Consider the following 25795-nt stretch of genomic DNA (forward strand, 5'->3'; position numbering starts at 1 on the left):
CAGCGTTCATCCTGAGCCAGGATCAAACTCTCCAATAAAGTTAGTTTGTCTAGCATCTAAAATAAAAATTGACGTTTCACGTTGTTTGTTTCGTTCAGTTTTCAAAGAACTTGTCCATCGCTTCAGAAGCGACTTCATCATATTAACATCTTCATTTTTCGATGTCAACTAGGTTTTAAAATTTCTTTTTTGTCGTTTTCTACGTTTCCGCATCAGCGACGTTTATTAATATACCATCATGGTTTTTAAATAACAAGTGTTTTTTATAAAAAAATATCTATCCTACTTTCTTCTATAGTAAAACCTTTTATTCTCTCTACTGAAAATAAGTATTTTGATTGTATACCAATACACTCTAATTAACCAAACTGCCTTTCATAATCCCTATCACCTTTTCATTCTCTTCTACATTAAAGTCCACATTTAAAAAGAAAATAGCTTCGCCACTTCCTAATAATGCGCACATGTTGATTTTTTGTCCCTCCACACAAATCATTACTAATTGAAAGAACCGGTTGTTGGCAGATAGCTCTACCCCAACCGAATTCGAGGTGAGAATTTTATCGTCCGACCAACGGCGGGATAGATAACGAAATTCCAACGAAACATCAACTTAAGATTATTGTTAGAATTTTTTTACATTTAATTAATGAAAAATATCCATTTTTTGTTATATAGTAAGAAAGGACGTACTCAACTATAAATAACCCAATGGAGGAATTACTTTATGGATAAGTTAACAAAGTTTTCATTAAAAAACCGCGCCGCTGTTATCATCATGGTTTTTCTCATTTCCATACTCGGTGTTTATTCCGGCTCTAAATTACCTATGGAATTTTTACCTAGCATCGATAATCCCGCAGTCACCGTCACAACCTTATCTCCAGGACTCGACGCCGAAGCAATGACAAAAGAAGTAACCGACCCCCTTGAAAAACAATTTCGCAACTTAGAACACATTGACAACATCACCTCTTCTACTCACGAAGGATTATCACGCATCGATATCGCGTATACATCCAAAGCAAATATGAAAGATGCCACACGTGAAGTTGAAAAGGCCATTAATACAATTAAATTACCTAAAGATGCAACGAAACCGATAGTTAGCCAATTAAATACTTCTATGATTCCACTCGCTCAAATTGCAATCCAAAAACAAAACGGATTTTCAAAAGCAGATGAAAAACAAATCGAAAAGGAAATCGTACCACAACTCGAAAGCATTGATGGCGTTGCCAACGTTATGTTTTTTGGAAAATCAACTTCCGAATTATCTATTATACTAGACCCAAACCAATTAAAAGATAAAAACGTAACAACGGAACAAATATTAAAAGTTTTACAAGGAAAAGAAACTTCCACTCCAGCTGGAGCTGTTACCGTTAATAAAGAAGAATATAACCTTCGTGTCATCGGGGATATAAAAAATGTAGATGACATTAAAAACATCACTGTTGCACCTCAAGTTAAATTACAAGATGTTTCTCGAATTGAACTTAAACAACACTACGATACAATCTCACATATAAACGGCGAAGAAGGCACTGGATTAATCATCATGAAAGAGCCAAGTAAAAATGCAGTTGCAACCGGAAAAGAAATTGATAAAAAAATTAAAGATATAAGTAAACAATATAAAGATCAGTTTTCTATTAAACTTTTAGCATCAACTCATGAGCAAGTTGAAAATGCTGTTACTAGTATGGGAAAAGAAGTAATCCTTGGAGCACTTGCGGCAACTCTAATTATCTTAATCTTTTTACGTAACTTCCGAACGACACTCATTGCTGTTGTCAGTATTCCATTATCTATTTTATTAACACTCTTTTTACTACACCAATCTAACATCACACTTAACACTCTAACACTTGGTGGTTTAGCCGTTGCAGTTGGACGTCTCGTCGATGATAGCATCGTTGTCATTGAGAATATTTTCCGACGTTTACAAAAAGAATCTTTCTCTAAAGATATTATTCTCGATGCAACGAAAGAGGTCGCCGTCGCAATTACTTCTTCTACTTTAACAACGGTCGCTGTTTTTTTACCTATTGGCCTCGTATCAGGAGTAATCGGAAAATTAATGTTACCTATGGTATTAGCAGTCGTATATTCTATACTATCATCCTTAATCGTTGCACTAACAGTTGTTCCACTTATGGCTTTTTTACTACTCAAAAAAACAAAACACAAAAAGCCAAGTTCTTCACCACGATATGTAGCTACATTAAAGTGGGCTCTTTCGCATAAATTCATTATTCTACTTACTTCTTTTTTATTATTCGCAGGATCGATTGCTGCCTATGTATTACTACCGAAAGCGAATATAAAATCTGAAGACGACACAATGTTATCTATTAATATGACTTTTCCGGCTGATTACGCTCCTGAAACCCAAAAACAAAAAGCTTTTGATTTCGAAAAGAAACTACTTTCTAATTCAGATGTAACGGATGTTATTTTACGAATGGGATCTAGCGCAGAAGATGCACAATGGGGGCAAACGACGAAAAATAATCTCGCAAGTATATTGGTAGTCTTTAAAAAAGGTTCTGATATTGATCAGTATATTAAAGAGTTAAAGAAAGAACATAAAACTTTTGAACCCGCGGAACTTGATTATATAAAAATGAGTTATTCAAGCTCTGGCAGCGGCAATAATTTGCAATTCAACGTAACAGCCACTAACGAAACGAATTTAAAAGAGGCTGCTACTATCGTCGAAACAAAACTAAAAGATATGGATGATCTTTCTAAAGTAAAAACGAATTTAGAAGACTCTAAGAAAGAATGGCAAATCCATGTTGATCAAACAAAGGCCGAACAACTAGGATTAACACCAGAATTAGCAGCTCAACAAGTGGCATTCCTTATGAAGAAATCACCTATTGGTGAAGTTTCAATCAATAACGAAAAAACTACTATTATGATAGAACATAAAAAAGAAAGTATTACTAAACAAGAAGACATTTTAAACACAAACATACTATCACCTATTAATGGACCAATTCCTTTAAAAGACATTGCAACTATTTCAGAAAAGCAACTTCAAACAGAAGTTTTCCATAAAGATGGAAAAGAAACGATCCAAATTACCGCAGAAGCTTCAAATGAAGATTTAAGTAAGGTAAGCACAGAAGTGAACAAAGCGATAGCCGACTTAGATTTACCTAACGGAGCCAAAGTAAATATCGCAGGCGCCACTGAATCTATGCAAGAGAACTTCACAGATTTATTCAAGATTATGGGGATTGCAATCGGGATTGTATATTTAATTATGGTTATTACCTTTGGGCAGGCACGTGCTCCTTTTGCAATCTTGTTCTCCTTGCCATTAGCTGCTGTCGGCGGTATTTTAGGATTAATCATTTCAGGAACACCAGTTGATGTAAATTCCTTGATCGGCGCATTAATGTTAATCGGGATTGTCGTTACAAACGCTATCGTATTAATAGAAAGAGTACAACAAAACCGAGAACACGGTATGGAAACGAGAGAGGCCTTACTTGAAGCAGGTTCCACTAGATTACGCCCAATTATTATGACAGCTATTACAACAATCGTCGCTATGCTACCACTCCTATTTGGTCAATCACAAGCAGGAAGTATGGTATCGAAAAGTTTGGCAGTCGTTGTCATCGGCGGTTTAGCAGTCTCAACTGTCCTTACATTAGTAGTCGTTCCTGTAATGTATGAACTATTAGATAAAATCGGAAGAAAAAGACGCTCTCGTAGAAAAATAAATACTTCTACAGAAACACCTGATATTTAAACGAAAAAGCGTTATCTTCACGAATGAAGATAACGCTTTTTCTCTACCTACTCATATAATCCATCATTTTTTCCACATACCGCTCTAGCGGTTCACTAGAATCCACAATAAGATATTCACTATGTAAAGGTCTTTTACTACCATCTAACCACTTTTTAAAAGCTACTTCGGAATCCACTCGTCCAACCTGACTGACCATACGCTTACGTGTTTGTAGTCTCATATTAATCTCTTCCATATCATTCAGATAACACTCAATATATTTATATTTCACACCATGTTTATTAGACAGCTTAATTCCCTTTTCAACCATCCCTTCATATAGACATGGACTATCCAATATCACACTATGTCCTTGTTCTAAATACGAATCAATCAATGCCCATTCAACATCGTATGATACTCCTCCAACAACCGTCGATTCAATCCCTTTCATTTCTAATGATTGTAACAATGCCGATTTCAAAACGTCATGATCTACAATTACAGCACCTGTTAACTTCGCTATATACTTAGAAACTGTCGATTTTCCCGATCCAGGAAATCCTGACATTTGCAGAAAAAACAATTCCTCCACCCCTTCATTTGCACCTGTTCATCTATATAATTCAATTCCCGTTACTTCCATTCCTTCTATACTAAAACGCAAAAGGAACTCCCTACTTATAAATAGAGAGTTCCTCTTTATCATTTATGCTGCTTTTACCTTCTTCGTCGTTTTACTTTTTCTTTTCGCTCCTGTAAAACGTTTGTGCAATATAGATGCTACTAATCGTGAAATAACATTGAATAGTAATACCATAATAATTAATACAGCTGCAGATTTTGTCGCAATTAACTTCGCATCTGGGATAATCCCTTCAGAATTTAACTTCCAAATGTGAACCGCTAACGTTTCAGCTGGTCTAAATGGATTTAAAGGATGAGCAGGACTTGAGAAGTCCGCTGCTGAATTTAAAATTGGAGATGTTAAACCCGCTGTATAAATTAATGCCGCTGCTTCACCAAATATACGACCTGCCGCTAAAATAACACCTGTAATAATTTGCGGTAATGACGACGGGATAATAATACGAGTGATCGTTTGCCACTTTGTTGCACCTAATCCAAGACTCGCCTCTTTCACATTAGAAGGAACCTCTGAAATCGCATTTTCACAAACACGAGTTAAACCTGGCAAGTTTAAAATTGTTAAAGCAAGGGCACCACCCATTACTGTGTATCCCCATCCTGTCATTGTAACGAACACTAACAAACCGAATAAACCAACAACAATAGAAGGTAAAGATGCCATTGTCTCGATACATAAACGAACAAAGTTTAAAAAACGTCCTTGTTTTGCATACTCTGCTAAATATATTCCAGCGCCTAATCCAAGTGGAATAGATATAATAAGCGTTATAACAAGCATATAGAATGAATTGAATAACTGCGGACCAATCCCACCACCAGCTCTTGTATTGCTTGGTTCTCCAAACAAGAAATTAGGCTCCCAAAAACCCCATCCCTTTTGTAAAATCTCAAACACTAAGAACACTAGTAAAGCTACAACTAAAGCCGCAACCGCATAAAAGATACCTGTCCAAACTTTATTTACCGTTCTTGCATTCATTATTATCGCTCACCTCTTTGCCCAATTGCTCGAATTACTAAAATAAACAGGAATGAAATAACAAGTAAAATCATTGCTAAAGTCCATAGCGCATTGTTCCAAGCAGTTCCGTTTAATGTATTTGTCATGTCCATTGTCAAAATACCAGTTAACGTTGCTGTCGGGCTATATATTCCTTCTGGTAATTTAACCGTATTCCCAATTACCATTTGAACCGCTAATGCTTCACCAAAAGCACGCGCTAAACCTAAAACAATACCTGTTAAAATCCCCTTTTTCGCAGCAGGAACAATCACTCGGCTAATCGCTTGCCATTTCGTTGATCCTAAACCATAAGAAGCTTCTAAATAATCAAATGGAACAGAGCGTATTGCATCAGAAGCGATACTAGCAATAGTAGGCAAAATCATTATACTTAATACAACAATACCTGCAATTAAACTAAAGCCCACTCCTCCAAACGAATCACGTAATAGCGGTACTAAAATTGTAACCCCTAATAATCCGTATACAACCGAAGGAATACCAACTAATAATTCTAAAACAGGCTTCAATACTTTATTTCCAAACTTCGGCGAAATTAAATTCATGAATATAGCAAGAGCTATAGCAATTGGTGCACTAATAATAACCGCACCTAACGAAACCACCGTTGAACCTACAATAAAAATTACAGCCCCAAAAGTTCCCTCATCAGCATTTGGACTCCATTTTGTCGATGTTAACATCTCAGTAAACGAGATACCACTTTGCGTAAAAGATTGAATTCCTTTACCGCAAATAAACGCAATAATAGCTAATGTAACTAAAACAATAAAAATACCACAAAACGTAACAAGTGATCTTCCTATATATTCACTTTTCACGTAATTAATTTGTTTTTTCCCCTTCATCACAGGACAGACCCCACTTCATAAATTGAAATGAACAGGACTGGCCTTGCAGCCAGCCCCATAAATTTTATTACTTATTTAATTTAGACATTGGAATATAACCCATATCTTCTACTTGCTTTTCAAAATCTTTACCTTTTACATAGTCAATGTAAGCTTTTGTTGCTTCTTTCGCTTCACCTTTCGTTACCATGTACTCGTAAGACCAGAATGGATATTTACCAGACGCAATGTTTTCAACTTTTGGTTCAGCACCATCAATTTTCACTGTTTGTAGCGCACCTTTTTTCTCGCCAACCATGTAAGACATTGCTAAATAACTTACTGAACCTGGAGTAGAATTAATCGCTTGCTCTACTGCACCGTTAGAATCTTGTGTAGTACCAGTTCCGTCATTAATTTTCGCATCTTTCATAATTGTTTTTTCAAATGTAGCACGTGTACCAGAAGAAGCTGGACGGTTAATTACGTTGATTTTTTCATCTTTCCCGCCTACCTCTTTCCAGTTTGTTACTTTTCCAGTGAAGATATCTTGTACTTGTTGTACTGTTAAATTATCAACTTTTACATCTTTATTTACGACAAGTGCGAATGCAATACCCGCTACCTTGTTATCTACTAATTCTTTCGCCTTATCAGCATCTTTTATTTTATCTGCAGATGGAACATCTGAGTTACCAATTTGGACCGCACCAGAAGCTACTTGGTTAATTCCAGTTCCACTACCGCCACCTTGCACTTGAATAGAAACGTTTGAATTTTTCTCCATAAATTTCTTTCCAGCTTCCTCTGCAAGAGGTTGAAGTGCTGTAGAGCCTGCAGCTGCTATCGTACCTGACAATTCTTGTTTTGCATTATCGCTTCCTTTAGCATCTTTGCCTGATGTCTCTTCTGCTTTTCCACATCCCACTAATGAACCCGCTACCACTAAAGCTGCTAAAGAAAATTTAATACCCTTTTTCATGACCATGTCTTGTACCCCCATTTGGATTATCACTTTTCACATTTATCTACTTCTTTCGAACACAAATTCATTGTAGGACAATAATATTATGTGAGTGTTAAGCAATTTTTAATTTTAAGTAAATGACGATAATACCCCTTAAAAACTAGGAATCCCAACATTTATAGTTGAAGAACCCAACAAAATCCACACTAATTAGGCTGCAATGTAAATTTATTCTTAACAATGTAAATTCAATGTAAATATTTTTCACTCTTTTTTCCTTTTAGTTAAAGTTACATTTACAATTCCGTTGTATTTTGTTACTTTTACGCGCCTAATTTATGTACATTACACAGAATTTCAGTAATATTTTTTAGTACAACTAAATAAATTGGAACAATTCTAAAAATAAATGAATATTTTTAAAGTACCAATTGACAGCATCATCCAATGTAGTCTACTATATTACTAACAAAAAGTTTACCTAAGGAAACTTTTTAAACTTAAACTAACAATATAGAGATGAGGTAACTTTTATGGTATCGGCTAATATAAAACCACTTTCCGAATTTAAGACTGGAGAGTTTGTACAAATTGAGAAGATACAATTAGAAGGAACTATGAAACGACGCTTATTAGATTTAGGATTTATCCCAGGCGCAACAATTAAAGTATTACAACGCAGCCCACTTGGAGATCCGGTCGCTTATCAAGTAAGCAACACAACTATCGCACTACGCAAGGAAGAAAGTTCCCTTATTTTCGGGGTATTAATAGGAGATGATTTCAGATGAGCAAACATCGCATTGCTTTAGCTGGCAACCCAAATACCGGGAAAAGTACATTATTTAATACTTTAACAGGTTTAAAACAACATACTGGAAACTGGACGGGAAAAACTGTTTTAAAAGCTGAAGGAGAATATGAACATAACGGTAGTAAATATACATTAATAGATTTACCTGGGACTTACTCACTATATTCAAATTCTGCGGATGAAGAAGTAGCAAGGGATTATATTATATTTGAAAAACCAGAAGTAACTGTAGTTGTTGTAGATGCAACAGCAATGGAAAGAAATTTAAATTTAGCACTTCAAGTGATGGAAATGACGAGTAACGTAGTCATTTGTATTAACTTAATTGATGAAGCTGAGAAAAAAGGCATCGTTATCGATGAAAAAAAATTAGCAAAATCACTTGGTGTACCTGTAGTTAAGATTTCCGCTCGTAACCGAGTAGGCATCGGTCATTTACTAAATGTCATTGCTAAAGTAGCAAATAAAAAGCTAATTCCAGCACCAATTAAAGTTACTTATAGTGAAAAAATCGAAAATATGATTCGAGAATTAGAACCACAAATTTATAAAGTATTCGGTGATACGTATCCAGCACGTTGGATTGCATTACGTATATTAGATGGAGATAAAAATTTCTTAACTGCACTTGAAAAACATCATAACGAACCACTTGTAAGGGAGGTCGTAATCAATGGAATCTCACTCAGCCAGTAAAGCTCTTCCATTAGACTATATTATTCAACATGCACAAGCACTATCAAAAGAAGATATACGAGATGATATTGTCGGAGATATTTACCGTACATCTGCAAGCATCTGTAAAGAATCTGTTCAATATACAAATACGGATAAATTGTATCGTTCTGAAAAACTAGATAAAATTTTCACATCTCCAATATGGGGATTCCCAATTATGCTCGGTATTTTATCTATCATTTTTTATCTTACAATTGCAGGGGCTAACGTACCATCTGATATGATTGCTGAGTTTTTCGGATGGGCCGAAGGATATTTAACATCTTGGTTCCAAGCAGCACACGCACCTGAATGGTTACATGGCATTTTAATACTTGGTTTATTCCGTGGTATCGGTGCTGTTATTAGCGTTATGTTACCACCTATGGCCATCTTTTTCCCTATGTTTGCACTATTAGAAAACTACGGATACTTACCACGCGTTGCGTTTAATATGGACCGCTTATTCAAACGCTCTGGTGCACACGGTAAACAATCTTTAACAATGGCAATGGGCTTTGGTTGTAATGCAGCAGCCATTATGTCAACACGTATTATTGAATCACCACGTGAACGTATGCTTGCAATCTTAACAAACAACTTCGTTCCTTGTAACGGTCGCTGGCCTATGTTAATTTTAATGGCTTCATTATTTATGGCTGCCGGTTATACAGGTAGTATGCAAACATTGGTTACTGCTGGGGTTGTAGTTGGAATGGTTGTAATTGGTATCGTTATGACATTAACCGTTTCTTGGGTACTATCCAAAACAGCTTTAAAAGGCGTTCCAACTCACTACACACTTGAGTTACCGCCATACCGTAAGCCAAAGGTTTGGAATACAATTGTGCGTGCAACACTCGATAAATCCGTCTATGTTTTAAAACGAGCTGTTGTTGTAGCTGCTCCTGCGGCTGCATTAACTTGGTTACTTGCTAATATTTTCATCGGTGACACAAGCCTACTTATGTATTTTGTAAACTTCCTAGATCCATTCGCTAAAATGTTAGGACTTGACGGATTTATTCTAGCTGCGTTCATTCTTGGACTACCAGCGAACGAAATTGTTATCCCGATTTTATTAATGTCTTACTTATCAACCGGAGCTTTAACTGAAATAGATGATTTTAATCAAATTAAAAATCTATTCTTAGAAAATGGTTGGACTTGGTTAACGGCGTTAAACACAATGTTGTTCTCACTTCTTCATTTCCCATGCGGAACGACACTGGTTAACATATATAAAGAAACAAAAAGTGCAAAATGGACATTCTTATCGTTTGCAATCCCTACCGTTATCGCTATTGTTGTGACATTCCTCTCTACACAATTGGTACATTGGTTAGGGCTTGTATAAAAACAAAGCATACATAGAAGGTATCCCCCTTCACATATGCTTTGTGCGAAAGAAACCTGAAATTATTCAGGTTTCTTTTTTTGCACCTCATTATTCCAAGGCTGCGCTCCATACGTTGTAATTTTTTTATGAATGTAGTATATAGCTCCCGGAAGAACTGCCATTAATATTGTGCAACTAATCCCTAATCCAGTAAACACCTTCCATCACCTTACTTCACTTTCTTTGGTAACGCTGAACCTGAATGTTCAATTGTTGGATCAACGTGAACATTAATTTCAGCATTACTAAAATAATTCTGGCCTTGATCCCAATTCTTACTAACTTTCTTCCACTCTTTATAATTATGCCTCTTATATACCTCTCCTAATTCCAATACATCTACCTTATATTTTTTTTGAACAAGCTGTATAGACTTTTCAATACGCTTCTTCATTTCCTTTGAAATTTCTTTCTTTAAAAGCTTTTCATTCATCACTTGTTTCGGTTCATTAAAATGTAACTCAGCTAATATGCCTTCTGTGGACAAATGAATATCAAACTTCGGTTTTGTAGCATTTTCAGTAGACACTTGGATCTTTCGGCGCAACTTATGAATTTCATATGTAATGAGCTGATTCTTTTTACGAACAGTAAAGAAACCTCCAATTTTTTTACCTATTACATAGTTCATTCCTAATGTTTGTTCTCCACTCAAAGTTCCAACGCACTTATTATCCTTTCCACGGATCAATGCCGCTCCTTCCATTTGTACGCCTTGTTTAGTTAACCCTAAGAGAGGTAATGCAAAACTTCGATCTGCAATCATTTTCCCTTGTACTTCACCAATTCTCGCCGCCTCAATCATTTGAGCGTTTTTCGGAGGATGTTCAGCTAACATATCAATGTACTGCGCCGGTAAGTTTTCAGGTTTTGCACTCTGTTTTAAAATAGATTCTGCATTTTTCTTGGAAACGAACAAACGAATATTTCTTCTCATTTCATGGTCACGAAAATATACATCTAACGTATTTTGCAAAACATACGGATTTGCTAGTAATTCATCCGAAAAAATAATGACTTGTATATGCGGAAAAAATAATGTTCGACTAATTTTTTTAGCAATTATTCTTATTTGCTCAAAGACGCTATCTGCTTTCGCACTTACGTTAATATAATTTTCACTATCTCCATCGCCCTGTCCACTTTGTTGTGCTAACTTACTGGGAAGTACCATCTGATACGTCCCTTTCATAATCGGATTTGATTTCTTTTTCTTCACAATATCGTAAGCTGCGCCTACTACAAATCCTCTTTCTTCTATTTCTTCTAGTTCAGAGCACCCACTTATAGATCCAACTAAAACCATAAGCATTATAATTTTAAGAAGGTGTTTCATTTCTACCATTCCTTCTTTTTATTTTATATACAATAAAAACTAGCAAAGGAGCTAATACGACAAATCCCATATCTATCCACGCTAAATACGTTCCGTAACTTGATAACGTATTTAAATTACCAGGGAGCATATTCAGCATAAAAATCAGAGGCGCGCTTCCGAAAATAAAAATATGTTTCTTCACTTTCGGAAACATGGCACAAAATAATAAAGATGCGACGTCATAATACATTGCTGTAGTGTTATAAATAGTAATAATCCAAGTCGTAAAAAAAATTGCATCGAACCTTTCTAAAAATCCTCCACCAATTTCAATTTCTTTCCCTAATTCAATTGTCGTATATGTCAACCCACGTGTTGTCATATACGTAAAAACACTAATACAAGTTACATAAATTAAAATGTATGACAACACGTTTACCATCACAGCTTTTGCAACTGCCATCGGTGCTTTTTTCGCCGTCTTATCGTTTAACAAAACAGCATAAAACAAAGCTACTTCAAACCCAATAAACGTAAAAATAGAATTTTTAACTCCAACAGCATATTGACTCACTTTCGTTTGAAAAGCTGGTAGTAAATTATTTATTTCCATTAAATTTATATTCAATAAAGAAAGAAGTACTATCGCAATTAAAACAATAGGTAAAAATAGAACATTTAACCTTAATAAGGCCGCTCTTGAACCTGCAATTCCGTAAATAACAACTAGTAAGAAGAAAAAAGACAGCAGTTGTATCGGTGTCTCACTAAATAAATACGTTTGAGAAATAATTGAAATCATTCGCGATTCATATGCTGTCAAAGCAGCAAACGTTAATACTAAAATGCTACTAATCGTGTACGCAACAGGCTTTGTCAAATGCGCACTTGTATATTGAACAAAGTTTTGTTTCGGGAATAAAATAGCTACCCTCGTTACAAACCAACCTAAAACTGCACATATTAATCCACCCAAAAGCAAAATAATCCAACCATCTGAAAATAATGTTTGGTTTGCAATATCCCTTGGCATAGATAATGCGCCTATACCAATAATGGTCGATGATACCGCAAACCCAATTTCCCGAGATCCAATTTCTTCATCGCCATACTCAAATGGTTTCAATTATTCTCGCTCCTTTGGACGTACTGTAGAATCTTTTGTTTGTAAATATTCAGGTCTCTCTTTCAGCATTGATTTTGGCATGCGAATAAACTCTTCTTTCCAATCTTTATAAAATGCAGGAGCAATTGGAGTTGTATACGGTACACCAACACTTGTTAAATTTGTAATATGAACAGCAAGCGCAATAAGAGCTAGAATGATTCCATACAACCCAAAAGCCGTTGCTGCTAATACAAAGACGAAAAGTAAAATCCGAAACGTAATTGTAATGCTATACACTGGAAGTGAAAATGTAGCAATAGCTGTAACCGCAATAATGATAACTAAAAATGGATTTACAATTCCTGCATTCACCGCTGCCTCTCCAATTACAAGACCACCTACAATCCCAATTGTTTGTCCCATCGGTTTCGGCAACCTAATTCCTGCTTCTCGTATTAACTCCATCGTTAATGCCATCATTAACGTTTCAATATAGGCAGGAAACGGAACACCTTCTCTTGCTCCAGCAATCGAATAAGCCAATTTAGAAGGAATAAGTCCTTGGTGATATGAGACGAGCGCTACATACATCGCCGGCATTAAAATTGCAACTATACCAGAACCCATCCGCAAAATTCTTAATAAAGTTCCTATTACCCAACGCTCATAATGATCTTCCACAGATTGAAAAATATCGACAAATACTAGCGGAGCTATAAGCGCAAACGGGGATCCATCCACCAAAATAGCTGCCTTTCCTTTCGCTAATGAGGCCACAATATTATCAGGTCTTTCCGTATTCAAAAACTGCGGAAACGGCGACAAATTATTATCTTGAATTAATTGCTCAATTGTACCCGTCTCAAAAACGACATCTGTCACTATGGATTGAAGACGCCGATCTAGCTCTTTTACAATGTAAGGATTAATAATGTCTTCTATATATACTAAAGTCACTTCTTTTTGGGATCTCTTTCCCATAATATAAGATTGAAATCTCAGCTTTGGGTCACGTAAACTACGGCGAATTAACATTTTATTCACGTTAATATCTTCATTTAATCCTATCCTCGGTCCACGTATTAAATCTTCTGTTACTGGCGGTTCTAAACTTCTTTTTTCCCAAGCTCTACTATTAATCACGATAGCAGTTTGAATATTATCAATTAATATAACTGTATCTCCCGCTAAAATCGCATTTATAATATCCGGAAATGTTGTCTTCTTACCAACTTCTGCAATAGAAATAAAGCGATCTAATAATGTTTGAACAACAGCTTCGTCTTTTTGTATCTCTTCATATTGAAGCGTACGAACTACATATTTATAAACGTTATCCTTATCTGTTAACCCACATAAAAAGACAACAGCACAACGTGTAAAACTACCAGCAAGGGCAACTTCCCTAATTGTCAAATCATTAGGCGAACCTAACTCATCTCTAATTTCTTTCATAATTTCAAATAAGTTACCTTTTAGCTCTAACAAATCCCCCACCTAACTTCCTTTTCAACAAGTTTTTAGTTAGATTCCGCTAATAGAAGAAAATATATACAAAAAAAGAGCTATCTCTTTTCAAAGATAGCTCTAGCATACGAATTACTTTTCTACTATTATATTGTCTTTCTTTATAGATACATTTTTCGTGAATCCGCTAACGATAAACATCACAATCATATTCATTAACAGCGCGACTATACCTACATTTAAATCTTTTATATATTGAGGGAAACCCGGAAACATCGTAGCTATAGTTGAACCAGATAAAGTAATATACGCAACCACTAATAACCCAATCCCCATCCCGGCAATTGCTCCTTGCTTCGTAATAGTCTGACGTGGAAACAAACTACATACAAGTGCCGGGAAAAGTTGTGTCACTATACTATATCCCATTAAAAGAAGTGCTCCTATCGTTTCTCCACCTTTAAAAGTAAACAAAACAGCTACAAGTGTTACTACAGGAACAAATAATTTCGCTGTTTTTGCCACTTGTCGATCCGAAGCAGATGGGACCATTGTTCGGTAAATATTTTTCGCTAATAATGTAGAAGCAGCCATGACAAGCATAGAACCTGGAACTAATGCCGTTAAAACTCCTGCACTACCAATAATCCCAATAAACCAAGGATCAAAAGTTTGAAGAGCCAGACGGAATAACGAAAGGTCTACATCCCCTCCCTTTAATCCAGGAACTTGCAAAATAGCTGCAAACCCTGCAAAGAACACGAAAAGTAAAACTAAAGAATACAGTGGCATAATGGCCGCATTTTTACGAAATACTTTTTCATTTTTTGCAGAGAAAGCAGAGGCGAATGTATGGGGCCACATATAGAAACCGAGAGCTGTTAATACAATAGTAGAAACAAACCAAGAAATGCTCATTCCTTCATCAGGTAAAGATAAAAATCCTGGTTTTGCTGCTTCTACAGCTTCAAACATCGGCTGAAATCCTCCGTAATAATGGTACGGTAAATATATACCTAAAAACATAACGATAAACAGGATCATAATATCCTTCAAAGCGGCCGTCCAAGCAGAGCCGTGTATACCTGAAACCATTACATATATCGTTATAACAATTGCGCCAATCCACACTGCGATAACTGGTGATACCCTTCCGTAAGACGCTTCCGAAACGATAATTCCTAATCCTTTTAACTGTAAAACAAGGTATGGGATAATCGAAATAACCCCAATGATAGAAACGATAAGGCCCAGTGCCTGACTCTTATATTTCTTCACAAAAAAATCTGGCTGTGAAACTAGATTGTGCTCTTTTGCATACTTCCAAACTGGTGGTAATAAAAAATAAGATAAAATATAAGCTAATGCACCATAACCTAAAATATAAAAAGTAGGTGCTCCTTTACTATACGCCCAGCCACTTCCGCCTAAAAATGTGAATGTCGTATAAATTTCACCTGCCATAAGAAGAAAAACAAAAATAGTGCCAAATCCTCTTCCTCCAACTGACCATTGCTCTAAATTCATATCTTTTCCATGTTGTGCCCGAATTCCTAAAAATAGTGCGAGAAACAAAAATAAAATAATGATAAGTAATGCGGTCATTTTACATCCTCCTTATTAGCAGGATCAAATACGTATACAATCCCCATACAAAGAGATGTAATAAGCACTGATAATAATATCCAAAATAATAAAAATGGCATCCCTAATATGTAAGGAGTAACTGAATTAGCAAATACGGGGCCAACAACTAAACAAAAAACTGGAATAAGCGCTAATACGTGTATTTTCTTCATCTCATTCTCCTTTACTTATGAAATTCATAATCGATGATACAAAGACTTGCACGCCAATTGGTAATGCATCTTCATCAATCGTAAAACGAGGGTGATGGTGAGGATATATAATTCCTTTCTCTTTATTTCCTGCTCCGATAAAAAAGAATGTCCCTGGTGCTTTTTGTAAAAACGCTGAAAAATCTTCTCCAGCCATCGTCGGCTGTAAACGAGTAACTCGTTCTCTTCCATAAAGCTGTAATGCTGTTTGCTCAATAATCTCTGTAACTTTATAATCATTTACGACGGGACGATATCCATATTCATAAGAAAACGTATATTTCGCTCCGTAAGCTTCCGTCACATGCTTTACAATCTGTTCAATTCTTTTCTCTGTTTCTTCTCGCAACTCATGTCTTAAACTCCGCACTGTCCCTTCAATCTCCGCTTGCTCTGGAATCACATTATGAGTTGTCCCAGCGTGAAATTGCGTAACAGATACTACAAGAGAATCTAACGGATTCGTGAGGCGAGAGACAATTTGCTGAAGTTGCGAAACCACTTGTGTACCAATTGCAATACTATCAACTGTTTCATGAGGGATTCCAGCATGTCCACCTTTTCCTTCTATTATAATTTTAAAAACATCTGGAGCAGCCATTGCGGGACCATAAATTACACCTACTTTTCCAACCTCTAACGATGCCCAAAGGTGAGCACCAATAATATAATCGACCCCTTCCATTACACCCGCTGCAACCATTTCCTCTGCACCACCAGGAAAGTTTTCTTCAGCATGTTGGAATAGAAAACGAATCTCCCCTTTAATCTTCTCTCTTGCTTCTACTAACTTATGTACAACTCCAAGTAATATCGCTATATGTCCATCATGGCCACATGCATGCATTACACCCGGATATGTAGAAATAAAGTCAAACTCATTCTCTTCATGAATAGGTAGGGCATCCATGTCAGCTCGAACCGCAACTATTTTACCAGGCTGCTTTCCAATCAACCTTGCCATTACACTATATTTCGTAGGTCTTGACACCTCTAAACATGGGATTTTCCGAAGTATGTCGAATACAAACTGCGATGTTTTTTCTTCTTGAAAAGATAACTCTGGATACTTATGAAAATGCCTTCTCCACTCAACCAACTGATCCTTTGACAAAACAAGTTCTTTTGCAACATCCATTTCTCTTCTCCCCTTCTTCACCAAGTTAAATGTTATTATAACGTGAATTGTTAACTTTTAAAAGAATCTTCTGAATTTTCCGCTATAATTATTTAAAAATAAAAAGCCATCAAAAAAGATGGCTTTCTCATTATTATAAAATAGTAATTGCTTGTTTCCCCATTTGCTCCCACGCTTGCTCAAACTCTGCTCGCGGAACAGCAAAACGCGGATTATTTTTTAGAGGATCATTTACATATACAAAGTTTTGATCGTATCCAACTACTACTACACTATGCTCAAAATATGTAATTTTCACTTCACCAGAGCTTGTATTCCATGTTTCAAATCTACTTTCAGCTAGCGGCTTAAACGTTGTATTAATAATAACCCATACTGGAGAACCAGAACTAATTACTTTATATAGATCATTCACGTCTCTATCTGTTAGATTAATTACTTTTTCAGAAACATATTTTTCCGCTAAATTAAAGATTGGTTTATTGTACACACCATATCCTGGTTCAGCTTTTGTATAAATATTTCCAACAAATCCCTCATAAGGATTTCCACGCAAACCATCTTGTTCAAATGGAACTCGATGAATTTCACTAGCAAGTTGCATCTTATCTACTTGTACACCTTTATATTGTAGCAACATAGCTAAGCTTGTCACTTCACATCCACGAGGCAATTCTGGTAACTGCTTTATAAACGGAACATTTTCAATCATAGCCGCTTCTTTCATTTCAGATAGAAAATCTAAGCGTAGCACTTGTGCCTTTTGTATAATCTTATCTTTCCCTATAAAAAACGCTGCAGCAAATATAATTCCAAAAACAAAAAGATATTTTAACTTTTTCATTTTAAACAAAACTCCATTAATTATTATTTTACAGATATACCTGCTATCATTGTACCTTGCTTCTTACTAGTTTGCTAGAAAGATTCTGTGAATCATTGTTCACACTTTTTCTATGAAGAAAATTCTAATTATTTTTAATAAAAAGAAAAAACAATATACTTTTCTGAATATTTTTGCTAAAATCAAAATAATTAACATGGTGAAGATATCACCTTATTAACAAAAACATTCTTAGAGTATTTAGTCATAGTTCACATTTTTACATACTCCATTCATTTCATAATAAATAAACCGAGTATGTGTCACATCCCCCACTAATGATTAAAAACTCGGAATGAAAATCAGTTCATACATACAAAAATAACGGGGTGAGGGGCATATGAATCAACAAGTAGAACAAACAGATTTAAAACGAACAATGAAAAGTAGACACCTATTTATGATTGCACTTGGTGGAGTAATTGGAACGGGCCTATTTATGGGATCAGGTCAAATCGTCCATAACGCCGGCCCTGGTGGTGCTATTCTTGCATTTTTAGTCGGTGGATTTGTTATGTATTTAACGATGTTATGTCTTGGTGAATTATCTGTTGCTATGCCAGAAGCAGGTTCATTCCAAAGCTATGCAAGCAAATTTATTTCACCTGGTTTTGGTTTTGTTGTCGGTTGGATGTATTGGTTGAATTGGGCTGTTACAGTTGGAGTAGAGTTAACAACTGTAAGTATTTTAATGAAACGCTGGTTTCCAGATGTTTCTTCGTGGATTTGGTGTGTTACATTTGCGGCAGCACTCTTTCTTGTAAACGCTCTATCAGCAAAAGCATATGCAGAAGCAGAATTTTGGTTCGCTAGTGTAAAAGTCGCAACCATCGTTATTTTCATCGTACTCGGTGGTGCAGTTATGTTCGGTCTACTAGACTTTAACGGAAAACCAGCTCCAATGCTTCACAATTTCACTGAAAATGGCGGATTATTTCCAAACGGTGCACTGGCTGTTCTTCTTACGATGATTACAGTGAATTATTCTTTCCAAGGAACAGAATTAATCGGAATTGCTTCAGGAGAAAGTGAGAATCCTGAAAAAACAATTCCAAAAGCAATCAAAAATACCATTTGGCGAACGCTATTCTTCTTCGTCCTAGCAATATCAGTTGTTGTAGGTTTACTCCCGTGGCAAGAGGCTAATCTAGTCGAAAGTCCATTTGTACTTGTATTTGATGTAGCTGGTATTCCATATGCAGCAGACATTATGAACTTTGTTATTATTACAGCTGTATTATCCGTAGCCAATTCTGGTCTATACGCAAATTCACGTATGCTTTGGGCGATGGCAAAACAAGGAATGGCAAGTCCAGCATTTACGAAGTTAACGAAAAAAGGCGTACCACTAAACGCATTGATTTTCAGTCTAATCTTTGCAAGTCTATCCCTATTAACAAGTATATTTGCAGCAGATACTGTCTTTTTAGTTTTAACATCTATCGCAGCAATGGCTGCTGTTGTCGTTTGGATGTCAATTGCGGCTTCACAGTTTTTCTTCCGTAGAAACTTCGTGAAAAACGGTGGTGACATAAATGATTTAAAATATCGCACACCACTTTATCCGCTCGTTCCAATCGTAGCGTTCTCACTCAATTTCATTACATTTGTTAGTTTAGCTTTCATTCCAGATCAGAGAATTGCTCTTTATTGCGGTATTCCATTTATGGTCATTTGTTACATTTTGTATCAAGTGAAATATAAAAAAATTGTCACATTTGAACAACAACAGACTATTTCACAAGAAATAAACTAAATATACGAAATATTCAGCTATCTTTCTTATGATAAGATAGCTTTTTTCTATTTCTTGGGTATCCTGGTATAACTTTATTTATCTTAAAATTTTCACAATCGCATTTTTCTCTGGAAAATAGTTTACAATGTAATCAAGTTACAAATGATATTCACCTTAAAAAGTGTGCATTTGTGTCTATTTTTTAACAATATCTCAAAAACTATTGCCTTCTATAAATTAATAGGTTTATATTGTTTTATTGGCATAGTTTCAATCCAAGGAGAAAGGAGATTTTCAATCGTGCAACTAAAGAAAGCGTTTTGGAAGTTGGCTTCGCTTCTTCCGTTATCATTACTTCTGTTCCTCGGTGGCTGTGATAAAAAACTCGCAGTATTAAATCCGCAAGGACCTGTTGCAAAAGCACAGTATGATTTAATTGTTTGGTCATTCTTGCTTATGTCATTAATTATCGCAATTGTATTCATCTTGTTTACAGTCATCTTGATTCGTTATCGTGAAAAACCAGAGAATATGGACTATGAGCCACCTGAACAACACGGTAACACATTATTAGAAATCATTTGGACGCTTGTTCCTGTTATTATCGTTATCGCATTATCGATTCCAACAGTAAAAGCAACTTATGCTTCGGAAGAGGTTCCGAAAGAGTCCAAACATATTAAACCAGTGGAGATTTATGTTACATCTGCAAACTGGAAATGGTTATTCAGTTACTCAGAGGAAAAAATTGAAACCGTTAACTATTTAAACATCCCAGCTGGTGTACCAATTCAATTCAAACTGACTTCTGTCGGCCCAATGAATGCTTTCTGGGTACCAGAACTTGGTGGTATGAAGTACACAATGGATGGCATGATTATGGACCTTTATTTACAAGCTGATAAGCCAGGTTCTTACCTAGGTCGTAGCGCGAACTTCTCTGGTGAAGGATTTACTCACATGGAGTTCGAAGTTGAAGCGAAAACTAAAGAGAAATATGACAAGTGGGTTAAAGAAGTACAACAAACTGCTCCTAAACTAACAGAAGATAAGTACAACGAAATTGTTAAACCTGGTGTAGTTGGTCGTATGACATTCTCTAGCCATCACTTAAGTTATGTAGATCCAAAATCACTTGAATATTGTGATTACAACTACTACAAAAACAAAAAATAATAGCTATAATTCCAACAGATTGGAGTGAACACAGTGAAGCTTGATGAATTCTTTGTCACAGGTGACCCGATTATTTACGGTGCAGACGCTTCTATCGTTCTTGTGACATTAGCAATCATTTTCGTACTAACTAAGTATAAAAAATGGAAATGGCTTTGGGACGAATGGTTAACAACTGTTGACCATAAAAAGATTGGGGCCATGTATATTATCTCTGCGGTTATTATGTTATTCCGTGGTGGTATGGACGGTTTAATGATCCGTGCACAGTTAACATTCCCTGAAACAACTTATTTAAACGCTGAACACTATAACGGAATCTTCACAACACATGGTACAGTTATGATTCTTTTCATGGCGATGCCATTTGTTATGGGATTAATGAACCTTGTAGTACCATTACAAATTGGTGCTCGTGACGTTGCATATCCGTTCTTAAATGCTTTAAGTTTCTGGTTATTCTTTGTCGGAGCAATGTTATTCAACATCGCTTTCGTAATCGGTGGTTCTCCAGACGCTGGGTGGACTTCTTACTTCCCAATGGCAGGTACAGAGTTTACTTCTGGTGTAGGAAATAACTACTACGCAATTGCATTACAGATTTCAGGTCTCGGTACGTTAATGACAGGTATTAACTTCCTTGTTACTATCTTAAAAATGCGTACACCTGGTATGACTTTAATGAGAATGCCAATGTTTACTTGGTCAATCTTAATTACAACGATTATCATTATTTTCGCTTTCCCAGTATTAACAGTTGCTCTTGCATTAATGACATTTGACCGTCTATTCGATGCTCACTTCTTTACGATGGCGAGCGGCGGTATGCCAATGTTATGGGCCAACCTATTCTGGGTATGGGGTCACCCTGAAGTATATATCGTTATTTTACCGGCATTCGGTATTTTCTCTGAAATCATTAGTACATTCTCACGTAAACGTCTATTCGGTTACAGTGCGATGGTATACTCAATGGTTGCAATTTCTTTACTAAGTTTCGTCGTATGGCTTCACCACTTCTTCACGATGGGTGCAGGTCCAGCGGTTAACTCATTCTTCTCGATTTCGACAATGGCGATTTCGATTCCAACCGGGGTTAAGATCTTTAACTGGTTGTTTACACTGTATAAAGGACGTATTCGTTTTACAGTTCCAATGCTTTGGTCATTGGCATTTATTCCAAACTTCGTAGTCGGTGGGGTTACAGGGGTTATGCTTGGTATGGCAGCAGCTGATTATCAGTACCATAACAGCTACTTCCTAATCGCTCACTTCCACTACGTATTAATCGCAGGTACAGTATTCGCTATGCTTGCTGGATTCACATTCTGGTATCCAAAAATGACTGGTCATATGTTAAATGAACGCCTAGGTAAATGGACATTCTGGATCTTTATGAGCGGATTCAACATCTGTTTCTTCCCAATGTACTTCTTAGGTTTAGACGGTATGACTCGTCGTATGTACACTTACTCTGAAAGTCTTGGATGGGGATGGCTAAACCAAATCGCATCTGTTGGTGCGGTAATGATGGGTATCGGCTTCCTACTTCTTTGCTACAACGTAATTTGGAGTGCTCGTCACGGTGAACGTGACACAACTGGAGATCCATGGGACGGCCGTACACTTGAATGGGCAACTCAATCTCCTGTACAACATTACAACTTCGCGAAACTTCCTGAAATCAAAGAAGCTGATGCTTTCTGGTACATGAAAAAACGCGGAGAAACAGTTACACCAGCAGCAGAAGACATCAAACCAATTCACATGCCAAGTAACTCTGGTGTGCCTATTATTGCGTCTGGATTCTTCGGTCTTGCAGGTTTCGCATTAGTATTTAGCTGGTTCTGGCTTGCAGCAATCGGCGGCATTGGTATTTTAGCTTGCTTAATCTATCGTTCATTCGATTACGATGAAGGTTACTATATTAGTGTTGATGAAATTAAAAAATCAGAACATGTAGCATGAGAGGTGAAATGATATGGCGGCTTTAGATAAAAGCTTACCTTTGGAATATCAATCCGAACAAAGCAGATTGAATATCCTAGGATTCTGGATTTTTCTTGGGGCTGAAATTATGCTGTTCGCAACACTTTTCGCCTCTTATCTAGTACTTGCTGGTCGTACGGCAGATGGCCCAACACCAGCACAACTGTTTGAACTTAAAACGCTTTTAATTCAAACATTATTACTTTTAACAAGTAGTTTCACATGTGGTATCGTGATTCACGAAATGCGTAAGCACAACCAAAAAGCAATGCTTGGATGGTTCGTCCTTACATTACTTTTAGGTGCAGGCTTCCTATTCTTCGAGATTGAAGAGTTCATTATGTATATTGGTGAAGGCGCAACAATTCAAACAAGTGCTTTCCTATCTGGATTCTTCGTTCTTCTTGGAACACACGGAGCCCACGTAACAGGCGGTATCATTTGGGCAATTTGTGTTATTATCCAAATTTTAAAACGAGGTTTAACACCAGTTACAGCTCGTAAAGTATTCATTATCAGCTTATACTGGCATTTCCTTGATTTAGTTTGGGTCTTTATTTACACACTAGTTTACTTGAACGGGATGGTGGCGTAAATGGGTCAAAATAACAATCAAGCAAACGGGCATGCGCATAGCGGATTCCCTTGGTCACACGTTTTCGGATTTATTTTATCGCTTGCACTAACGTTTCTAGCGTTATACGTGGCACTTTATACAAACCTGCCACTATCAACGATCTTAACTACCATTATCATAATGGCTGTTGCGCAAGCGTTGTTACAATTAATTATGTTCATGCATTTAAAAGAAGGAGAAGGAAGAGTTCAAGTTCTTACTATGATTTACAGTTTCTTCGTTGCAACTGCAACAGTTGGTTTAACTGTATGGATCTTCTTCTCAATGTAATGTACATGAAAAAGACTGCTGAGATTCCTCAGCAGTCTTTTTTTATTCCCTCCCCTATTACATCCACATTACGGAATTAACAACAGAATCATGAAAAATATACTTATTATGACAAATGTTAAGAAAACTCTTTCTTTATGAAATCGAATCCATATGCGTTGCTTTTCTACCTATTATATGGCTAAATAAGTACTATATTTATTTGAAGGGAGAGAACGCAATGGAACATCACACTTCTGTTCTATCACTTATGGTTGTCGTTGCAATCGCGTTTTTCGTTCCCCTTTTGTTACAACGCTTTAAATTAAAAGCACTTCCTGTCGTTGTTGCAGAAATCATCGCAGGAATCTTTGTAGGTAAAAGTGGGTTTAATATTATTGAGCCAGATATGTGGCTTCAAGTCTTATCGACACTAGGATTTATCTTTCTTATGTTTTTAAGCGGTTTAGAAATTGATTTTTCTATCTTTAAACAAAAAGGGAAAAAGAACACGACAAACGAACCAAACACATTCCAAGCAGCAAGTATTATCTTCTTATTTATTTTCATCTTATCTTATGCCCTATCACTACTATTTGTATGGCTAGGATTTGTAGATAATGCAATGTTTATGACTTTAATCATTTCAACAATCTCTTTAGGTGTTGTCGTACCAACATTAAAAGAGAATAACTTAGGAAAAACAGCAATTGGGCAAATCATTTTATTAGTCGCTGTTATTGCAGATTTAGTTACAATGATTTTACTCGCTGTATTCGTCGGATTAAATTCCGAAAGCGGCCAAAGCATGTGGCTTCTTCTTCTTCTATTCGGCGCTGGTATTGTTATTTACTTCGTTGCAAAACGTTTTAAAAACATTCCATACTTGGATAGCTTAAAAGCTGGGAGTGTACAAATTGATACACGAGCTGTTTTTGCACTCATCTTAATATTAGTTGGGTTATCTGAATCCGTTGGAGCTGAAAATATTTTAGGCGCCTTCTTAGCAGGTGTACTCGTATCATTATTATCACCAAATGAAGATATGGTTGAAAAACTGGATTCTATCGGATACGGTTTCTTCATTCCTATTTTCTTCGTAATGGTTGGTGTAAATTTAGAGGTTTGGTCTATTTTTAAAGAGCCTTCTAGTATGCTAATGATTCCAATTCTAATTGTAGGACTCTTTATCTCAAAACTGTTACCATCACTCGTTTTACGAAAATGGTATCCACGTAATATCGTACTGGGGAGTGCCATCTTATTAACATCGACACTTTCTTTAGTTATTGCAGCTGCACAAATTGGTGAAAAACTAGGAATCATTAGTCCAAGTTTATCTGCCTCCCTTATTTTAAGCGCAGTTATTACTTGTATTTTCGCACCTATATTATTTAAAAAGATGTTCCCAAAAGTGGAAACACCAAAACCAAAAGTTTCAATTATTGGTGCGAGCAGAATTACCCTTCCGTTATCACTTGATTTAAAACGAGAAGATTATGACGTAACACTATATATGATGCGTCAAAATAAAATAAATGATGAGGAAGCGAAATCGCACGACTTCCCTATTGTGAAATTAGATGACATCACAATTGCATCATTAACCAAACAAACAGCATTTCATGCAGACCGCGTTGTTGTTGCAACAAGTGATGATGAACAAAACTTACTATTAGCAGAACATGCAAAAGAACTAGGTGTTGAACATGTTATTGCAAGTGTAGAAGATCCGCTTCTACAAGAAAAAGCAACACAAGAACATATCGCCGTATTCTCAACCATTAACTCTACACGTATTCTATTACGTGCGCTAATTGATAAACCGAGTCTCGTTCGCTTAATTACAACAGCAAACGAAACAGTCCGTGAAGTTGAACTACGAAGTAATAAATATAATGGCGTTGCACTTCGTCGCCTTCCGTTTCTAGGTGATGTACTAGTCATTCAAATTTATCGTGGGAACAAAGCATTAATCCCGCATGGTGATACAAGACTACAACACGGTGACACATTACTTGTAACAGGCTCAAAAGAACATATCGATACACTAAAAAACATATTAGAATAAAAAAATGCCCCTCACATAATTGAGGGG

The 25795-nt window shown here is 36.3% G+C and carries 22 protein-coding genes; 10 read left to right on the top strand and 12 right to left on the bottom strand.

From position 1 onward, the window contains the following. Positions 1-727: 727 nt before the first annotated feature. A complete protein-coding gene (locus ACTFSI_RS21785) occupies positions 728-3772 on the top strand; it encodes an efflux RND transporter permease subunit (protein WP_138322466.1) in 3045 nt (1014 codons plus the stop codon). A 43-nt stretch (positions 3773-3815) separates the two neighbouring features. On the opposite strand, the gene ACTFSI_RS21790 is transcribed toward ACTFSI_RS21785, so the two are convergent. The 4 genes from ACTFSI_RS21790 to ACTFSI_RS21805 form a co-directional block, all read right to left on the bottom strand. Next, positions 3816-4340: an AAA family ATPase gene (locus tag ACTFSI_RS21790; RefSeq protein ID WP_044791303.1), complete on the bottom strand. Its 525-nt coding sequence runs from the start codon at positions 4338-4340 to the stop codon at positions 3816-3818. 123 nt (positions 4341-4463) lie between these two features. Then, positions 4464-5384, bottom strand: a complete 921-nt coding sequence (pstA, locus tag ACTFSI_RS21795; protein ID WP_440045640.1) for a phosphate ABC transporter permease PstA — start codon at positions 5382-5384, stop codon at positions 4464-4466. A gap of 2 nt (positions 5385-5386) precedes the next feature. Continuing rightward, positions 5387-6277, bottom strand: coding sequence for a phosphate ABC transporter permease subunit PstC (pstC, locus tag ACTFSI_RS21800; RefSeq protein WP_000676680.1), 891 nt, complete (start codon positions 6275-6277; stop codon positions 5387-5389). 70 nt (positions 6278-6347) lie between these two features. Beyond that, complete coding sequence (locus tag ACTFSI_RS21805) at positions 6348-7247, bottom strand: phosphate ABC transporter substrate-binding protein PstS (RefSeq protein ID WP_000245119.1); 900 nt, start codon at positions 7245-7247, stop codon at positions 6348-6350. Positions 7248-7759: 512 nt separating this feature from the next. Between ACTFSI_RS21805 and ACTFSI_RS21810 the strand changes: the two genes are divergently transcribed. Genes ACTFSI_RS21810 through ACTFSI_RS21820 form a run of 3 tightly spaced genes read left to right on the top strand, consistent with a single transcriptional unit; the run spans position 7760 to position 10114 of the window. Then, positions 7760-8017, top strand: coding sequence for a FeoA family protein (locus tag ACTFSI_RS21810; protein WP_000252984.1), 258 nt, complete (start codon positions 7760-7762; stop codon positions 8015-8017). Next, positions 8014-8736 (top strand): FeoB small GTPase domain-containing protein, encoded by a 723-nt coding sequence (locus ACTFSI_RS21815; RefSeq protein ID WP_000033860.1) that lies wholly within the window; start codon positions 8014-8016, stop codon positions 8734-8736. The genes ACTFSI_RS21810 and ACTFSI_RS21815 overlap by 4 nt, the downstream gene beginning before the upstream one ends. Then, on the top strand, positions 8714-10114 hold the full coding sequence (locus ACTFSI_RS21820) for a nucleoside recognition domain-containing protein (RefSeq protein ID WP_000443586.1): 1401 nt from the start codon (positions 8714-8716) through the stop codon (positions 10112-10114). Before ACTFSI_RS21815 ends, ACTFSI_RS21820 begins: the two co-directional genes overlap by 23 nt. A 62-nt stretch (positions 10115-10176) precedes the next feature. Here the strand turns inward: ACTFSI_RS21820 and ACTFSI_RS21825 are convergent, their stop codons facing one another. The 8 genes from ACTFSI_RS21825 to ACTFSI_RS21860 form a co-directional block, all read right to left on the bottom strand. Then, a complete protein-coding gene (locus ACTFSI_RS21825) occupies positions 10177-10314 on the bottom strand; it encodes a hypothetical protein (RefSeq protein ID WP_000493993.1) in 138 nt (45 codons plus the stop codon). Between the two features lie 11 nt (positions 10315-10325). After that, positions 10326-11492: a spore germination protein GerLC gene (gerLC, locus tag ACTFSI_RS21830; protein WP_000681625.1), complete on the bottom strand. Its 1167-nt coding sequence runs from the start codon at positions 11490-11492 to the stop codon at positions 10326-10328. Next, complete coding sequence (gerLB, locus tag ACTFSI_RS21835) at positions 11476-12600, bottom strand: spore germination protein GerLB (protein WP_440045641.1); 1125 nt, start codon at positions 12598-12600, stop codon at positions 11476-11478. The genes gerLC and gerLB overlap by 17 nt, the downstream gene beginning before the upstream one ends. Further along, positions 12601-14079 carry a spore germination protein GerLA gene (gerLA, locus tag ACTFSI_RS21840; protein WP_130983617.1) on the bottom strand — a complete coding sequence of 493 codons (1479 nt, stop codon included), beginning with the start codon at positions 14077-14079 and terminating at the stop codon, positions 12601-12603. It abuts the gene before it with no gap. Between the two features lie 102 nt (positions 14080-14181). Then, complete coding sequence (locus ACTFSI_RS21845) at positions 14182-15654, bottom strand: sodium:solute symporter family protein (RefSeq protein ID WP_000125916.1); 1473 nt, start codon at positions 15652-15654, stop codon at positions 14182-14184. Continuing rightward, on the bottom strand, positions 15651-15848 hold the full coding sequence (locus ACTFSI_RS21850; protein WP_000719856.1) for a DUF3311 domain-containing protein: 198 nt from the start codon (positions 15846-15848) through the stop codon (positions 15651-15653). The genes ACTFSI_RS21845 and ACTFSI_RS21850 overlap by 4 nt, the downstream gene beginning before the upstream one ends. Before the next feature lies 1 nt (position 15849). Next, a complete protein-coding gene (locus ACTFSI_RS21855) occupies positions 15850-17025 on the bottom strand; it encodes an amidohydrolase (protein ID WP_000382098.1) in 1176 nt (391 codons plus the stop codon). A 133-nt stretch (positions 17026-17158) separates the two neighbouring features. Next, on the bottom strand, positions 17159-17869 hold the full coding sequence (locus tag ACTFSI_RS21860) for a C39 family peptidase (protein ID WP_000734469.1): 711 nt from the start codon (positions 17867-17869) through the stop codon (positions 17159-17161). Between the two features lie 379 nt (positions 17870-18248). On the opposite strand from ACTFSI_RS21860, the gene ACTFSI_RS21865 reads away from it, so the two are divergent. From ACTFSI_RS21865 to ACTFSI_RS21890, 6 genes are all read left to right on the top strand, one after another. Continuing rightward, positions 18249-19664 (top strand): amino acid permease, encoded by a 1416-nt coding sequence (locus tag ACTFSI_RS21865; RefSeq protein ID WP_001076071.1) that lies wholly within the window; start codon positions 18249-18251, stop codon positions 19662-19664. A gap of 282 nt (positions 19665-19946) precedes the next feature. Then, positions 19947-20822, top strand: coding sequence for a cytochrome aa3 quinol oxidase subunit II (locus ACTFSI_RS21870; RefSeq protein ID WP_440045642.1), 876 nt, complete (start codon positions 19947-19949; stop codon positions 20820-20822). 33 nt (positions 20823-20855) lie between these two features. Next, a complete protein-coding gene (gene qoxB / locus ACTFSI_RS21875) occupies positions 20856-22790 on the top strand; it encodes a cytochrome aa3 quinol oxidase subunit I (RefSeq protein ID WP_000762372.1) in 1935 nt (644 codons plus the stop codon). Positions 22791-22803: 13 nt separating this feature from the next. Then, positions 22804-23406, top strand: a complete 603-nt coding sequence (qoxC, locus tag ACTFSI_RS21880) for a cytochrome aa3 quinol oxidase subunit III (RefSeq protein ID WP_000729317.1) — start codon at positions 22804-22806, stop codon at positions 23404-23406. Beyond that, a complete protein-coding gene (gene qoxD, locus ACTFSI_RS21885; RefSeq protein WP_000531380.1) occupies positions 23407-23718 on the top strand; it encodes a cytochrome aa3 quinol oxidase subunit IV in 312 nt (103 codons plus the stop codon). Between the two features lie 220 nt (positions 23719-23938). Further along, positions 23939-25768, top strand: coding sequence for a monovalent cation:proton antiporter family protein (locus tag ACTFSI_RS21890; RefSeq protein WP_000399987.1), 1830 nt, complete (start codon positions 23939-23941; stop codon positions 25766-25768). Positions 25769-25795: the final 27 nt, after the last annotated feature.

Source organism: Bacillus cereus group sp. MYBK101-2 (assembly GCF_051918845.1).
GTDB classification, from domain to species: Bacteria; Bacillota; Bacilli; order Bacillales; family Bacillaceae_G; genus Bacillus_A; species Bacillus_A paranthracis.